A 12,180-nucleotide genomic window follows, 5' to 3' on the forward strand; every position below is an offset into this window, starting at 1 on the left:
ACAATCATTATTTACTAGAACGTCTTTTGGCGCGGCGCAGCTTTTGATCTTCTTTTGCCTGCTTATACCTAGCTTTTTTCTTATAGCCAGGCTTGACTTTTTTAGGTTTTGCCACAGCTGCTTGTTTTCCAGATACGGTCTTTTTTCGTGCTTCAGATCGACCTAGTCCAACTGGTGGTTTATCACTAATGATCCATTCGCCACGCTTTAACTCAACATAGCTAAAGGATATGCCTTTTTTAATTAACCGTTCTACAGCTTGCTGGTTTTCTCCCGCGTACAGAGTAATTGCTATACCACTCAAGCCGGCTCTCGCTGTACGACCTGTTCGGTGCACATAGAAGTCTAGATCCTTTGGTAAGTTATAGTTGATAACGTGGGTAATTCCTTTAATATCAATCCCTCTAGCAGCAAGATCTGTAGCAACTAAATATTGAATCTTCATGTCTCTGACTTGCTTCATAATTTGTTTACGCTCTCGAGGCTGTAATCCGCCATGTATACGCTCTGTGTTTAATCCTGCATCAAGCAATGCTTGAGAAACCTCTTCAGCCTCATCCTTTGTGTTCGTAAAAATTACGGCCAAGAAAGGGTTAATAGCCTTCGCTACATCAACAACCACCTGTAGTCGATCACGATGCTTAAGCGGCAGGAGTTGGTGCTCAATCTTACGAGCAGTTGCATGCTCAGGCTCTACCTTTACGTGTCTAGGATCGTTCATATATTTCTTAAGAAACGGTTGTAGCTTCTCTGGTATCGTCGCGGAAAAAACGAGCATCTGCAAGTTAGGAGCCATCTGAGAGGCTGTTCGATCCACATCATCAATAAAGCCCATATCAAGCATCTGATCTGCTTCATCCACGACTAAAATTCCAGCAGTATGAGCTTGTAATGCTCTTTCCGCTACTAAGTCAGAAATTCTTCCTGCCGTTCCTACAACAATTTGTGGTTGCTGATGGTTGAGCTTGTCCATTGCTCGGTTTTTATCAGTCCCACCAACAAGTAGCTGGCTAGTGACGGCTTGATCTTGATCTGTCAGAAGCTTTAACTCATCAAAAAGCTGAGTAGCCAATTCTCTTGTTGGTGCAGTAATTATGGCTTGAAGCTCTTTTCGCTCTGTGTTAACCATATGAAGGATTGGCAAAAGAAAGGATAGGGTTTTCCCTGTTCCTGTTTGAGATTGACCAATGACATCTTTTCCATTAATGATCGCTGGAATCAATCGTTCTTGTATTTCAGTAGGTTTAGAAAAACCTTGTTCATTAAGTGCATCTAGTAAAAACGGTTTAAGTCCAAACCGTTTAAAATTATCTGAAATCATCATTACTTCCTACTCTCTAAACTTTAGGTATTTATACTTGTTTATATTACCACATAATGAAGGCAAACACGATGATTGCATCAACCAAAATGAAATTAGGCACACTCCCACTCTGTATATTGCATATATACAACTAAAGGGACATATATTGAGAGGAGAACGTCTATGCAGCGTTTATTTGGTCCGCCTTCAGGACCTACACCTATGCAGCCCTTACCGAGGAATCCGTTCATGTTTGGTCCTGGTCCCGGCATGACGCCCCCTACTTTTTTTGGTCCTGGGCCGCAAACAGTCACTAATTTTATGCAAGGCACAGGTGGTAGAGTGGGATTGCTCTCAAGGTTATTTGGTGGAGGCGCTGGAGCCGGCACAGCTTTTAGTGGAGCTGGTGTCGCAAATGCAACAGCAGGCGGCGGTTTTCTAAGCGGGATTAATTTTAGCTCTTTATTACAAAATGCTCAGCGGATCATGGGCATAACTCAACAAGTTGTGCCCATGGTTCAGCAATATGGACCTATTATTAGAAACGCCCCAGCTATATGGAGAATCATGAGAAGTCAGCCTGAACCTGATACCACTCCAGACAATGTTGAAGTAAATACTTTGGTTTCACAGCCCGTCCCCATCACTCAAGCATCTCCCACTATAACACCTATAGATTCTAACCAATCAGCTACTACGGTTACAACTCCCCCTACCTCTACCGTTGGTGGTATGCCTGCTCCTAAACTCTATGTTTAGCTCATTCACGGGAATATTCCCGTGAATGTAATTTAATAGTTGACAAGCTTATTGAGTGGATAGTATAATTTCAAATTTTGCTTCATTTGTGTTATACTAAATACTGACAACTCGAATGGAGGAATGCTCATGTTTAAAGTCGGTGATCACGTAGTTTATCCATACCATGGCGCTGGAACAATAAGGGATATAGAAGAAAAGGATGTTCTTGGTGAAACTCATTCCTATTTTGTTCTTCACTTTCCATTGGTAGATGTTAAATTAATGCTCCCTGAAAAAAAGATCGATGGTTCAGGCTTGCGCAAAATAATTGAGCAAGATGAACTAGATAATGTAGTTGAAGCATTGAAAAACGGACCAGAGCTTCCCCCTTCAACAAGTCACTTCTCAAAAGAGACAGAAAACCTTCTAAAAAGTGGCAGTATTTTTGACGCTGCACACCTTATCTCTTCTCTCTCTAAAAAGCAAGCAGGTAGGTCAAATGGTCTTCATATTCAAGATCGGAACCACCTACAAAAAGCAAAACAAATGATTGCTAGCGAGCTGGTTCTGGTAAACAATATGTCTGAAGAACAGGCTTATGAGTTCATTGACAGTAATTTGCTTGAATTATCATAAGCACAACGATTGTCAATACCCTCCACGTCCTTTACAATGGGTATATAAGAAAGCTTCCCCTTTAATCATTTGAGTCGGAAGCTCTCATATAGGAGGACGAGTAGATGAATGTAAAAAAAATCTCACCACGGGGTTACTGCTACGGCGTAGTGGATGCCATGGTTTTAGCGAGACAGGCTGCGCAAAACCTTGACTTACCCCGCCCGATTTATATACTTGGACAAATTGTTCATAATCAGCATGTGACAGATGCTTTTGAAACAGATGGAATTATTTCTCTCGATGGACCAAATCGACTTGAAATATTAAAAGGAATTGAAAAGGGCACAGTGATATTTACTGCACATGGTGTGTCTCCAGAGGTTCGTAAGCTAGCTAAAGAAAAGCAGTTAACGGTTGTTGACGCTACCTGCCCTGATGTAACAAGAACCCATGATTTGATACGCGAAAAACACGCAGAGGGTTACCAATTTATCTATGCTGGCAAAAAGGGACACCCTGAGCCAGAAGGCGCTATTGGTGTTGCACCAGATGCCGTTCACCTTGTAGAATCTGTTGAGGATGTTATCCAGCTTGGATTAACAACTGATAAGATTATTATTACAAACCAAACGACAATGAGTCAGTGGGACGTATCGGATATTATGAAAAAAGCAATGGAGCTTTACCCACATGCTGAAGTTCATAATGAAATATGTCTTGCTACCCAAGTACGTCAAGAGGCTGTAGCTGAACAAGCCAAGGAATGTGATTTAGTTGTAGTTGTGGGTGATCCTAAAAGTAATAATTCTAACCGTCTGGCTCAAGTATCTGAACAAATTGCCGGTACAAAAGCCTATCGAATTGGGGATATTACCGAAATCGAACTTGAATGGCTTCAAGGGGTTGATATTGTCGGTGTTACATCTGGCGCTTCCACACCAACTCCGATTACTAAAGAAGTTATCGCCTATTTAACTCAGTTTGATCATGAGGATCCGCAAACATGGCCAATTAATCGTACAGTTAATCTTGAAAAGCTTCTTCCAAAAGTAAAAATTAAATAATAATACCCCCGTGCCACCTTCTATGAACTGTGACACGGGGGTTTTTCTTTTATAAGCTCTTCGCCTACTTCTATTTGTACTGATAAGGGTCAGTGTTCACGTTAGATTCAAAAATTGTTACCTCATCATATCCAGCCTTTGCTATTCTTTCTCTCATGTGTTGCACTGTTCCCATTTTCATGATTTTTTCAATGTTGTGACCAGGGTCAAGTAAAACAAAGCCGTCCTCTATGGCATCTATTGCTGTGTGATAGTAGATATCTCCTGTAATCAATACATCCGCACCAGCATGCATGGCTTTTTGTACATATTTATTTCCATCCCCACCTAATACCGCAACTGTTTTAATCCGCTTATTTCGATCACCAATCATTCGGAGAGTGCTCACCTCAAAAGCCTGCTTTACCTTTTCAGCTAACGCATCTAGTGTAATCGTTTCCTGTAGCTCACCAATCCTGCCAAGACCATAGCTCTTTCCTTGTTGTTTAAGTGGATAGAGATCATATGCTGCCTCTTCATAGGGGTGTGCGTCAAGCATCGCTTTAATAACAGCAGAGATCCTCGATTCTGTAACAATGGTTTCTATTCTTTGTTCCTCGACATATTCTTGCTCCCCTACCGTTCCGATAAAGGGATTAGACGCCTCACTTGGCTTAAACGTTCCTGTTCCTTCGAGTGAATACGAACAATGACTATATTCGCCAATATGACCAGCACCTGCATCTCCAATGGCCTTTCGAACGGCCTCTGCATGGGTGGTTGGTACAAATACAACTAGTTTCACCAACGGGGTCTCAACCGTTGGAGCTAACACACGCGTATGCTGTAGTGACAATGCGTCAGCTAGCATATCATTCACTCCGCCCTCAGCAATATCTAAATTTGTATGAGCTGCATAGATCGTAATATTGTGGAAAAGGGCCTTCTGAATAATTCTTCCTTGGGTAGTGTGCGTATCAATGACTTTAAGAGGACGAAATAACAAAGGATGATGAGCAAGGATTAGGTCAACTTCCTCATTAATTGCTTCATCTATTACCTCTTCCGTAACATCTAACGCCGTCATGATACGTTTCACCGGTTGCTCCAAGGTACCAACCATTAAACCAACACGATCACCCTCAACGGCAAGTGTCTGAGGAGCCCATTCTTCAAACAGTCTAATTACATCCTGGCCTGTTGTTTGTGTCATTACATAATACCTCCTGAACCATTTCAATCTTCTTTATAAGCATCCCTTTTCGCGCTTGAAGCGCTTCTTGCTCTTTACCCTGTTCTAGCGCTACTAACACTCGCTTCCAGTTTTCTACTTCCTCTGTCCACTTATGTATAAATGCCTCATTTTGTTCAAGCATTAGATGTGGTCCGAGCAAAAGCTTTTTTTCTGTATCCTTTTGATAACGATGCTGATCTAAACCTGGTTCAGCAATAAGCACCTCATAAATTTTATTATTTTCATCAATGATATCTTCTTTCAGTAGCATCCATTGATTCTCTAACAACCACTCACGAACAGCTCGTGCTGCATTGTTCGGCTGTAATACTAAACGAGTGACACCAGGCAGCTTTTCTTTACCATCTTCAAGAATGGCCGCAATGAGTCCGCCACCCATGCCAGCAATCGTGACTGCCTCTGCCTCACCTGGAGCCATTATATCCAATCCTGAACCTTTTCGAACATCAATCCGGTCAGTTAGCCCCAGCTGAGACACTTGGGATTTTGCTGCCTGAAATGGCCCTTCATTAATCTCACCAGCAATAGCTTTTACTTGTGGATTTTCTAGGCATAGGAAGCTTGGTAAATAAGCATGGTCTGATCCAATATCAGCCACCATGTTCAAATCACTAACATGTGCTGCTACGCATGCTAATCGTTTTGAAAGTTGTTGTTCGTTCATTTTATCACCTTTGTATCTTCTCAATTTGTCATCATTTATTTTACCATATTTAAAACAAAAAAAAGACGCACTCCTGCATCAAAAAAACTTCCCGCAGCGCCCAGTTTAAGGTGCTACAGGAAGTCCTCTTACTTACTCCGAAATAGATAATAAGTATTCAGCAATTGCATCTGCTTCTGCTGGGTCATATTGAGTCTGTGGAGGCATGGAACCAATACCAACTTGAATGATCTCGGAAATCTGCTCTACCGTATATTGGCCATCAAGATTATTAATAGCTGGACCTGCAGCACCAGCTAAATCACCACCGTGGCAATTAATACAGGACGCTTGAGCCATTTCTTCTCCAGCAGCAATTGGATCTTCAATTTCAGTTACTTCCTCTTCTGCTCCATTCTCTCCTTCTTCAGCAGCATTTCTTTCAAACAAACCGTAAGCAGATAATCCTGCCATCAGAAGAATTCCAATTAGTGCAATAAGCGCAAATGGTATTAATGGACTGCCTTTCATATTACGTACCCTCCCAAAGATGACGTTTACAACAACGTTAATAACTATGTATGGACAAAAAACACGCGTCTTATATAGTTTACTTGAAAAGCGAATATCTGAAAAGGACAACTTTTCACTTTCTGTGACTAACTATTAAAAAAAACTAATAAGATCAGGATTATTAGTACAAAAGTCGCTAGAACAAAAAAGATTTTCTGTCTCCATAGATAACCCGCAATAATCCAACCAATTACAAATAAAGAAATGAGCACCCATAAATAAGCTCCCTGCCAAAGGAATAGAGCTAGTTTTAGGCTTGTAACAAATAAAATTAATGAAGACATCATAAGGTGAAGCGCAGATTCTGCAAGGTTATTTCTTTTAGCATACCCTAATAATCCCGTTATAAAAATAAGAATTGTGCTAAGTGCAATTTGCATTGGCCATACAAAATCAGTAAAATATAGAATTAAGACGGAAAGACAGAAACACAATTGAGACAGAAAGACCCACATGAACGGTAAATGAAATCGGTTTCGCTTTTTTACAAATGTTTCTTCACCCTCACTATATAAAGCCAATAGATAGTGACATTGCTGCTCTGGAAGAAGTTTGGATTCCTTCCAGTATTGAATTTCATTTATAATGATATCTTTTCTCTGACGTTCCATCACTGCCTCCTTAAAAAAAGGCTTACCCCAATTGGAGTAAACCTTTTTAGGAATGATTCTATTCTAAAAAGTCTTTTAGCCTTTTGCTTCTGCTAGGGTGGCGAAGCTTACGAAGGGCTTTGGCTTCGATTTGACGGATACGCTCACGTGTAACGCCAAATACCTTTCCAACCTCTTCAAGTGTTCTCGTACGTCCATCATCAAGTCCGAAACGAAGACGTAAGACATTCTCTTCCCTGTCTGTTAATGTATCTAATACATCTTCAAGCTGTTCCTTTAATAATTCATAAGCAGCAGCATCTGAAGGAGCAAGGGCTTCTTGGTCTTCAATAAAGTCACCTAGATGTGAATCATCTTCTTCCCCAATTGGTGTTTCTAGAGAAACTGGCTCTTGGGCAATTTTTAGTATTTCACGCACTTTCTCAGGGGTCAATTCCATTTCTTCAGCTACCTCTTCAGGTGTTGGCTCTCGTCCAAAATCTTGAAGTAATTGACGTTGAACACGAATGAGCTTGTTAATGGTTTCCACCATGTGCACAGGTATTCTAATTGTACGCGCTTGATCAGCGATCGCTCTTGTAATTGCTTGGCGTATCCACCAGGTTGCGTACGTACTAAACTTAAACCCTTTTTGGAAATCGAACTTCTCAACAGCTTTAATTAGTCCCATGTTTCCTTCTTGAATAAGATCCAAGAATAACATACCACGACCAACATAACGCTTTGCAATCGAAACGACAAGTCGAAGGTTCGCTTCAGCCAGACGGCGTTTTGCTTCTTCATCTCCCTGCTCAATGCGTTTGGCCAATTCAATTTCTTCAGCTGCAGATAGTAGGTGTACGCGTCCAATCTCTTTAAGATACATGCGGACTGGATCATTTATTTTGATGCCAGGTGGCACACTTAGATCGTTTAAATCAAACTCTTCTTCTTTTGCTACCTCAGGTGAAGAAGGTCCATCGTCCGATTCATTTTGAAGATCAATTCCCTGTTCTCCTAGATACTCAAAGAATTCATCCATCTGCTCGGAATCTTGCTCGAAGCTCGCCATCTTCTCTGTAATTTCAGCGTAGCTTAAAACTCCGCGTTTCTTACCTACCTCCACTAACTGTTCTTTCACTTGATCGATGGATAATTCACCTTCCGTAACTGGACGTAATGGTTTATCTGCCATGCGATCCCCTCCTTCCAATGTTCAAACCTAACTATTTATGCTAGCTTTCTAAGAAAGCTCTCTCTTTAGGTGCTGAATTTCAATTAATAATCTTGCTTGGGTAATGGGGTCATGTTCAAGCTTCAATTCAGCTTGCTTTTGCTGTATCTCTACCCTCTTTGGATAATCTTGAATCAATTTAATATAATCCTCGAGCTCCTCTTCTGAGCATTCAACATTAACAGTCATTGTTGAAAGCTCTGACGCGAGACGAACGAGGGATGCATCCTCTATGCTCTGTAAGAACTCTTTTGGGTTTGCTTCATTTCCTTTTCCATAATAGGCCAACAAATAAGCAAACAGAGCCTGATGCTCATCCACATTAAATGCGGATCCAAGCTGTTCTTGAATTCGCCAAGCGAGATCCTCATTTTCCATCATTAAGACAAGCAGAATACGTTCTGCGTTCTGATAAGCAGGTAAGAGACGCTTTTGTCTTACCTGCCTTCGCTCACTGACATTGCTAACCTGAGTTGCCTCTTTTGCAGGATGGATGGTTTTTGTTTCCCGATACATTCGGTATTGCTCCTGCTTCAGCACATCTAGAGATAGCGAAAACTCGTCAGCGAGCTGCCTTAAATAGTAGTCCCTTTCTATCGCACGAGGCAAAGCAGCTAGCTCTTCTAGTACTTCTTCGATATAAGACATTCGTTCTCCTTCATCTCGGAGATTTTTCTCCTGACGAAGGTATTTCATCTTAAAAGCCATCACCGTTTGACCTGACCCTATTACATCCGAATTAAATCGTTCAGCTCCAAAAGCTTTGATGTAGTCATCGGGATCATAGCCCTCCGGCATAGTTGTTATACTTACTGTACAGCCTGCTTTTTCAAGTAAACTCGCCGATCGAAAGGCTGCACTTTGCCCTGCGGAATCCGAATCATAACATATTAATATATGTTCGGCGTTACGTCTTAATATCTTTGCGTGCTCTTCCGTTAAAGCTGTACCCAGTGTTGCAACACCATTATCGACTCCTGCTCCCCACGCTGCAACAACATCGGCTGCTCCCTCGAGTAATACCGCTATGTTCTTTTTACGGATAGAAGCTCTTGCCAGATGTAGACCATATAATAGCTTGTTTTTATGAAAGATCGGTGTGTCTGGACTATTTAAGTACTTTGGCTTACCTTCCCCAACCAATCGACCACTAAACCCTACAACTTTACCCTGGGAATCCCATATTGGAAACATCAAGCGATTTCGAAAACGATCATATACGCCTTCCGATTGATCACGTTCAGCTACCAAACCTGCCTGCACAAGGCTTGCCTCCGTAAAGTTCTTTTTTGTAAGGAAGGTAGCCAGGTTCTCCCATCCATTAGGGGCAAAACCTATTTGAAAGTGTGTAAGCTGCTCGTTCGTAAATCCCCTTTGACTTGCATACTCACGTCCGGCATTCCCTTCTTCTGTGAACGCAAAAACGCGCTGATAAAACGTTGCCGCTTCCTCATGTCCCCTAAGCATTTCTGCAAATTGATGATTCGATGAGCGACTTTCTGAAGACTGATGCATTGCTTCAGGGAGGTCAATACCGCCTTTATCTGCTAAGTACTTAACTGAGTCAGTAAAGGAATATCCTTCATGATCTCTCAGAAATGTAAATACATTACCCCCAGCTCCACAGCCAAAGCAATGATACACCTGCTTTTCAGGGGAAACTGAAAACGAAGGGGACTTCTCACCATGAAATGGGCATAAGCCCGTGTATTGCTTCCCCTGTTTCTTAAGCTGCACAAATTGACTGATCACATCTACAATATCACTCGACTTGCGAATTTCTTCGATCTTCTCCTCTGGAATTCGGGTACTCATTCACATCACCGTTCATATAAAATCATCATAAAACAATAAGATTCGAGCTTTTCTTCGTTTTTCCTGCTAATTTTGCAAAGTTTTCTCCAAAAGAAGCGAGAATCGTTGTCTATCTTCTTCTGTGAAGGGTTTTGGACCTTTTGTTCTTATTCCCCTTCTACGCTTTTGAGCCGATTGATACCTTACGTCAAGCAATTGTTCTATTGTTTCTTCTGTATATTGATTTCCCCGTGGAGAGAACACTCTTACATGTTTCCTGAGAAGCAAAGAGGCTAAAGCGTGATCCTGAGTCACACACAGATCCCCTGCTCGAATCTTATTAAGAATGTATAAGTCCACTGCCTCTGAATCAGAATCGACCATGATTTGTTCTACCTCAGAAGGTAAAAACATCGTGTGCGCATAAGACATCACAAACACAATCTTTAAATCTGCTCGAAAACGATAAGCCAGTATCTCCTCCTTTACAGGACAGGAATCTGCATCTACATACAAAATGATGTGTTGTTTTTCATCCATTGTACTAAATTAATTCCACACTCCTTTAAAAAATCCTTCTTTAAATTAAAAAAAAGTTGAAATACGTCGAAATTTGCAACACATAACCTGAAACTGACTCGATCTTAATGTATCTCTTACTATCATTGCCAAAAAAATTGGAAAAAGTCTTGACTTTTCAAATTTATTTGTTCTCTCTGTTAATTAGACCATTTTTTATTTGAAATCACAATTCTTTATTATACGTAATAATTGTCCATTTGAACAGAATTTTATTTTAGACCTGATTCAGAAAACCAAACCCCATACCACTATTACTTTGTGATATGGGGTTTGGTTTTTCTATTTTCGTTGAAACATATTTGAGATTAAATTTGCTGTTTCCTCAACAGCCTTATTTGATACATCCACAACTGGGCATCCAATTCTGTTCATTACTTTCTCAGAATACTCAAGTTCTTCTTTAATACGATTGATATTGGCATAATTTGCCTCTGACTTAAGTCCTAACGCCTTTAGTCTTTCAGTACGAATGCTATTTAATTTCTCTGGGCTGATCTTTAACCCTATACATTTTTGAGGAGAAATCTTAAAAAGTTCAGCTGGTGGTTCTACTTCTGGTACTAATGGAACATTTGCCACTTTTAAGCGCTTATGAGCTAGGTACTGAGATAATGGTGTTTTTGAAGTGCGAGATACACCAATTAATACGACATCTGCCCTAATAATCCCTCTCGGGTCACGACCATCATCGTACTTAACTGCAAATTCAATCGCTTCCACCTTTCGAAAATAATCCTCGTCTAGCCTGTATATCACTCCCGGCTCGTATCTCGGCTTTTTATTTGTTAGCTCAGAAACCTTTTGTAGCATAGGACCGATGATATCTACAGTTTCTACTTGCTCTTCAGCCGCTCTCGTCAGTAAATAGTTTTTCATATCTGGGACAACAAGTGTAAATGCAATTAAGGCTTTAACCTGAGAGGCTAAATAAATGACTTCTTCAATCGTCCCTTTGTCTTCCACATACGGAATTCTGCGCAGCTCTACTCCAGAATCACTAAATTGACTAACAGCTGCCTTTACGACCAGCTCTGCCGTTTCCCCTACAGAGTCTGAAACTACATAGACAATGGGCCGATGATTAATTTCCTCCATGTAAACCTCTCCTTGTACAAATGAGTAATAGGTGCGAGAACCTAAATCGTTTCATTGTTAGCCAGGTCAACAAGCAGACTCGTCATATTTGTTTTTGTAATTCGTCCAGTTACTTCATATCCACTGCCATGACTAACCTTTTTAACGATCGGCAACCCATCAATTTGTTTATTTATTAGCTTTTTAGCTACCTCAATGATCGAGTCTTGATCCTCACAAACCGTTACGTTTGGCATTCTTGTCATAATTACTCCAACAGGAATGCTCTCTAGAGATTGCTGTCCTAAGCTTGCTCGTAAAAGGTCTTTTCTAGATACAACACCAGACAGTGTGGAGAGCTTATCAACTACAAATAACGTGCCCACATCTTCTAGAAACATCGTGGTGACCGCTTCATAGACGGATGAGGATTCAGTTACTACCACTGGTCGAGATTTATAATGACCCACTGTAATTGTTTTGACCTTATCTGAAAGGATATGATCATTTGATTTACCCGTATAGAAATAGCCTACTCTAGGTCTGGCATCTAAGTAACCAGACATCGTTAATATCGCTAAATCTGGTCTGAGCGTTGCTCTTGTTAAAGAGAGCCTTTCTGCAATGCTTTCTCCCGTAATCGGTCCATTTTCCTTAACGATTGTCAGAATCTGCTCTTGTCTGCTCGATAGCTCGATGGCACTTCACCGCCTTTTCAATAACAAACCTA

The 12,180-nt window shown here is 40.9% G+C and carries 13 protein-coding genes; 3 read left to right on the forward strand and 10 right to left on the reverse strand.

Features of this window, described 5'->3' with window-relative positions; all coding sequences use genetic code 11:
* Positions 1–7 precede the first annotated feature (7 nt).
* Entirely contained in the window at positions 8–1,321 is a 1,314-nt protein-coding gene (locus FN960_RS10370; protein ID WP_143848732.1) for a DEAD/DEAH box helicase, read from the reverse strand.
* Between the two features lie 165 nt (positions 1,322–1,486).
* On the opposite strand from FN960_RS10370, the gene vrrA reads away from it, so the two are divergent.
* The 3 genes from vrrA to FN960_RS10385 all read left to right on the forward strand — a co-directional run bounded on the left by vrrA (position 1,487) and on the right by FN960_RS10385 (position 3,726).
* Positions 1,487–2,062 carry a VrrA/YqfQ family protein gene (gene vrrA, locus FN960_RS10375; protein WP_143848634.1) on the forward strand — a complete coding sequence of 192 codons (576 nt, stop codon included), beginning with the start codon at positions 1,487–1,489 and terminating at the stop codon, positions 2,060–2,062.
* Positions 2,063–2,191: 129 nt separating this feature from the next.
* Positions 2,192–2,680, forward strand: a complete 489-nt coding sequence (locus tag FN960_RS10380; RefSeq protein ID WP_143848635.1) for a CarD family transcriptional regulator — start codon at positions 2,192–2,194, stop codon at positions 2,678–2,680.
* Between the two features lie 104 nt (positions 2,681–2,784).
* A complete protein-coding gene (locus tag FN960_RS10385; protein WP_143848636.1) occupies positions 2,785–3,726 on the forward strand; it encodes a 4-hydroxy-3-methylbut-2-enyl diphosphate reductase in 942 nt (313 codons plus the stop codon).
* A gap of 70 nt (positions 3,727–3,796) precedes the next feature.
* Here the strand turns inward: FN960_RS10385 and FN960_RS10390 are convergent, their stop codons facing one another.
* The 9 genes from FN960_RS10390 to ccpN all read right to left on the reverse strand — a co-directional run bounded on the left by FN960_RS10390 (position 3,797) and on the right by ccpN (position 12,148).
* Positions 3,797–4,918 carry a Nif3-like dinuclear metal center hexameric protein gene (locus FN960_RS10390; protein WP_143848637.1) on the reverse strand — a complete coding sequence of 374 codons (1,122 nt, stop codon included), beginning with the start codon at positions 4,916–4,918 and terminating at the stop codon, positions 3,797–3,799.
* A complete protein-coding gene (locus FN960_RS10395; RefSeq protein WP_143848638.1) occupies positions 4,887–5,624 on the reverse strand; it encodes a tRNA (adenine(22)-N(1))-methyltransferase in 738 nt (245 codons plus the stop codon). Before FN960_RS10395 ends, FN960_RS10390 begins: the two co-directional genes overlap by 32 nt.
* Positions 5,625–5,756: 132 nt before the next feature.
* Positions 5,757–6,134 (reverse strand): c-type cytochrome, encoded by a 378-nt coding sequence (locus FN960_RS10400; RefSeq protein ID WP_143848639.1) that lies wholly within the window; start codon positions 6,132–6,134, stop codon positions 5,757–5,759.
* A gap of 128 nt (positions 6,135–6,262) precedes the next feature.
* Positions 6,263–6,787 carry a hypothetical protein gene (locus tag FN960_RS10405; protein WP_143848640.1) on the reverse strand — a complete coding sequence of 175 codons (525 nt, stop codon included), beginning with the start codon at positions 6,785–6,787 and terminating at the stop codon, positions 6,263–6,265.
* A gap of 58 nt (positions 6,788–6,845) precedes the next feature.
* Complete coding sequence (gene rpoD / locus FN960_RS10410) at positions 6,846–7,961, reverse strand: RNA polymerase sigma factor RpoD (RefSeq protein WP_143848641.1); 1,116 nt, start codon at positions 7,959–7,961, stop codon at positions 6,846–6,848.
* 48 nt (positions 7,962–8,009) lie between these two features.
* On the reverse strand, positions 8,010–9,815 hold the full coding sequence (gene dnaG, locus FN960_RS10415; protein WP_143848642.1) for a DNA primase: 1,806 nt from the start codon (positions 9,813–9,815) through the stop codon (positions 8,010–8,012).
* A 66-nt stretch (positions 9,816–9,881) separates the two neighbouring features.
* Positions 9,882–10,334 carry a YaiI/YqxD family protein gene (locus FN960_RS10420; protein WP_143848643.1) on the reverse strand — a complete coding sequence of 151 codons (453 nt, stop codon included), beginning with the start codon at positions 10,332–10,334 and terminating at the stop codon, positions 9,882–9,884.
* Positions 10,335–10,655: 321 nt separating this feature from the next.
* Positions 10,656–11,471, reverse strand: a complete 816-nt coding sequence (locus FN960_RS10425) for a pyruvate, water dikinase regulatory protein (RefSeq protein WP_143848644.1) — start codon at positions 11,469–11,471, stop codon at positions 10,656–10,658.
* Between the two features lie 41 nt (positions 11,472–11,512).
* Positions 11,513–12,148 carry a transcriptional regulator CcpN gene (gene ccpN / locus FN960_RS10430; protein WP_143848645.1) on the reverse strand — a complete coding sequence of 212 codons (636 nt, stop codon included), beginning with the start codon at positions 12,146–12,148 and terminating at the stop codon, positions 11,513–11,515.
* Positions 12,149–12,180 lie beyond the last annotated feature (32 nt).

This window comes from Alkalicoccobacillus porphyridii (assembly GCF_007293315.1).
Lineage (GTDB): Bacteria > Bacillota > Bacilli > Bacillales > Bacillaceae_D > Alkalicoccobacillus > Alkalicoccobacillus porphyridii.

Excerpts from the sequence above, each read along its gene's own strand:
- FN960_RS10390 (WP_143848637.1), bottom strand. The coding sequence starts at position 4,918 with ATGACACAAACAACAGGCCAGGATGTAATTAGACTGTTTGAAGAATGG.
- rpoD (WP_143848641.1), bottom strand. The coding sequence starts at position 7,961 with ATGGCAGATAAACCATTACGTCCAGTTACGGAAGGTGAATTATCCATC.
- FN960_RS10385 (WP_143848636.1), top strand. The coding sequence starts at position 2,785 with ATGAATGTAAAAAAAATCTCACCACGGGGTTACTGCTACGGCGTAGTG.
- dnaG (WP_143848642.1), bottom strand. The coding sequence starts at position 9,815 with ATGAGTACCCGAATTCCAGAGGAGAAGATCGAAGAAATTCGCAAGTCG.
- FN960_RS10400 (WP_143848639.1), bottom strand. The coding sequence starts at position 6,134 with ATGAAAGGCAGTCCATTAATACCATTTGCGCTTATTGCACTAATTGGA.
- FN960_RS10370 (WP_143848732.1), bottom strand. The coding sequence starts at position 1,321 with ATGATTTCAGATAATTTTAAACGGTTTGGACTTAAACCGTTTTTACTA.
- FN960_RS10405 (WP_143848640.1), bottom strand. The coding sequence starts at position 6,787 with ATGGAACGTCAGAGAAAAGATATCATTATAAATGAAATTCAATACTGG.
- FN960_RS10420 (WP_143848643.1), bottom strand. The coding sequence starts at position 10,334 with ATGGATGAAAAACAACACATCATTTTGTATGTAGATGCAGATTCCTGT.
- vrrA (WP_143848634.1), top strand. The coding sequence starts at position 1,487 with ATGCAGCGTTTATTTGGTCCGCCTTCAGGACCTACACCTATGCAGCCC.
- FN960_RS10425 (WP_143848644.1), bottom strand. The coding sequence starts at position 11,471 with ATGGAGGAAATTAATCATCGGCCCATTGTCTATGTAGTTTCAGACTCT.
- FN960_RS10380 (WP_143848635.1), top strand. The coding sequence starts at position 2,192 with ATGTTTAAAGTCGGTGATCACGTAGTTTATCCATACCATGGCGCTGGA.
- FN960_RS10395 (WP_143848638.1), bottom strand. The coding sequence starts at position 5,624 with ATGAACGAACAACAACTTTCAAAACGATTAGCATGCGTAGCAGCACAT.